Annotated in this window: 2 protein-coding genes; one reads left to right on the top strand and one right to left on the bottom strand. The window is 68.2% G+C overall.

Going from position 1 to position 2,544, the window contains the following annotated elements:
- Positions 1 to 41: 41 nt before the first annotated feature.
- Complete coding sequence (locus ACOJSF_RS06435) at positions 42 to 1,598, bottom strand: aldehyde dehydrogenase (NADP(+)) (protein WP_420141391.1); 1,557 nt, start codon at positions 1,596 to 1,598, stop codon at positions 42 to 44.
- 187 nt (positions 1,599 to 1,785) lie between these two features.
- Between ACOJSF_RS06435 and ACOJSF_RS06430 the strand changes: the two genes are divergently transcribed.
- Positions 1,786 to 2,544: glycoside hydrolase family 43 protein (locus tag ACOJSF_RS06430; protein ID WP_420141390.1), on the top strand; the 759-nt coding region annotated here is incomplete at its 3' end.

Here is a 2,544-nt window from a genome sequence, read left to right as displayed (position 1 = left end):
GGATAAGGCCGCGCCGGGGGCCCGGCGCGGCCTGTAAGGGTTTAGCCCTGGCGCCTGCCGTCGACCGAGCGGGGCAGGCCGAGCGGATTGGAGTCACGCAGCGCGTCGGGCAGCAGCGCGTCGGGCAGGTCCTGATAGCTCACCGGACGCAGGAAGCGCGCGATCGCAAGGCTGCCGACCGAGGTCGAGCGGCCATCGGCGGTGGAGGGGAAGGGGCCGCCATGCACCATGGCATGCGCCACCTCCACGCCGGTGCCGAAGCCGTTGAGCAGGATCCGGCCGACCTTGCGCTCCAGCAGCGGCAGCAGCGCCTTGGCATCCGCATAATCCGCCTCGACCACGTGGATCGCGGCGGTGAGCTGGCCTTCGAGCCCCTCGACCACGCGGCGCAGTGCGGCGAGGTCGGGGCAGCGGACGATCAGCGACGCCGCGCCGAAAATCTCGTCCTGCAGCACCGGATTGGCGAGAAAGTCCTCGGCGCTCGTGAGGAACAGGCCGGCCTGGCCCCGGAAATGCTCGCCCGACTGACCGCGCGCCAGCGTTTCGACCTGATCGTGCGCCGCAAGTTCGGCGACGGCGGTCTCGTAGGCCTTGTGGATGCCGGGGGTCAGCATTGTCGCCGCCGGCTGCGCGGCAATCGCCTCGCGCGCCACCGCGACGAAGCGGTCGAGCGCCTCGCCCTCGATCGCGAGCACGAGGCCCGGATTGGTGCAGAATTGCCCCGCGCCGAGCGTGAGCGAACCGACGAACGCCTTGGCGGTCTCCTCCGCCTTCGCGGCAAGCGCGTTGGGGAAGAGCAGGACCGGGTTGATCGAGCTCATCTCGGCATAGACCGGAATCGGCTCGGCCCGCTTGGCGGCGATGTCCATCAGCGCGAGGCCACCGCGGCGCGATCCGGTGAAGCCTACCGCCTTGATCGCGGGATGCGCGACCAGCGCCTGGCCGACCTCATAACCCGTATCGAACAGTAGCGAGAACACGCCCTCCGGCAGGCCTGCGTCCGCGACCGCCTTCTGCACCGCGCGGCCGACCAGTTCGGACGTGCCGGGGTGCGCCGGGTGCGCCTTGGCGACGACCGGCGCGCCGGCGGCAAGCGCCGAGGCGGTGTCTCCGCCCGCGACGGAGAAAGCGAGCGGAAAGTTGGACGCGCCGAACACCGCGACCGGGCCGACCGGCACCTGCCGCAGGCGGAGGTCGACGCGCGGCAGCGGCTGGCGCTCGGGCATGGCCGGATCGATGCGGAGATCCAGATAGGAACCGTCCCGCACGACCTGCGCGAACAGCTTCAGCTGGTTGACCGTGCGCCCGCGCTCGCCTTCGAGGCGAGGGCGCGGCAGACCGCTTTCGGCCATGCAGCGCTCGATCAGCTCGTCGCCCAGCGCCATGATGTTGGCGGCGATCGCTTCCAGGAAGGTCGCCCGTGCCTCGGGCGTGGTCTCGCGATAGGTATCGAACGCGGCGTCGGCGAGGCGACAGGCCTCGTCGACCTGATCGACGGTGGCGCCGCGAAAGGCGGGCTCGAGGGTCTCGCCGGTCGCCGGGTTGACGGCGGACACCTGGCCGACCGTGCCGGCAACCGCCTTCGCGCCGATAAACATTTCGCCCCGGATGGTCATGAAAGCACCTCGATCTGGTTGGTACGAAAGGACTCTTGCTGCCGACCGTGCCGGCTTGATGACGCTTGAGCGAGCGGATCGCCCGACAAAGCGCGACTGGACATGCGGCAGGATGGTGGCTTTAGTCCGACATAAGCGCCCCGGCAGGCGCGGCCAAGGGAGAGAAAAGATGAATCGCGCAAAATTCGGGGCGGCCATCGTGGCGGTGGCGCTGGCCAGCAGCGTATCGGCGGGCCCGGCGCGGTTCGAGCGCTTCACCTATGACGGCAAGGCGCAGGAGCGCGTAACGCCTGCACCCGGGCAATACCGTAATCCGATCCTGTCGGGCTATTATCCCGATCCGTCGGTGACGCGGGTGGGTGACGACTACTACCTGATCAATTCCTCCTTCGCGCACTTTCCGGGCATCCCGATCTTCCACTCGAAGGATCTGACGAGTTGGACGCAGATCGGCAACGCGATCGCGCGGCCAAGCCAGCTCGATTTCACCGGGCTCGGCGTGTCGAAGGGCGTGTTCGCCCCCGACATCTCGCATCACGACGGGCTGTTCTACATCGTCAACACCTGCGTCGATTGCGGAGGCAATTTCGTCATCACCGCGCGCGACCCGAAGGGGCCGTGGTCCGACCCCGTCTGGCTGCCGTTCGAGGGGATCGATCCGTCGATCTATTGGGAAGGCGACAAGGCCTATGTCGTCAACAACCGCGCGCCGAACGAGCCGCCGCGCTATGACGGGCATCGGGCGATCTGGATCCAGGAATATGACTGGCGCGCCGGGAAGATGGTCGGCGAGTCGACGCAGCTTATCAACGGCGGTGTCGACCTGTCGAAGAAGCCCGTGTGGATCGAGGGGCCGCACATCTTCCGGAAGGACGGCTGGTATTATCTGACCGCGGCGGAGGGCGGGACGAGCGTCAACCATTCGCGG

This window comes from Sphingomonas sp., assembly GCF_048594985.1.
Taxonomy (GTDB): Bacteria; Pseudomonadota; Alphaproteobacteria; order Sphingomonadales; family Sphingomonadaceae; genus Sphingomonas_I.
This window is presented reverse-complemented; position numbering and strand designations above follow the sequence as displayed.

Coding starts and splice junctions, on each gene's coding strand:
- ACOJSF_RS06435 (WP_420141391.1), bottom strand. CDS start 1,598: ATGTTTATCGGCGCGAAGGCGGTTGCCGGCACGGTCGGCCAGGTGTCC.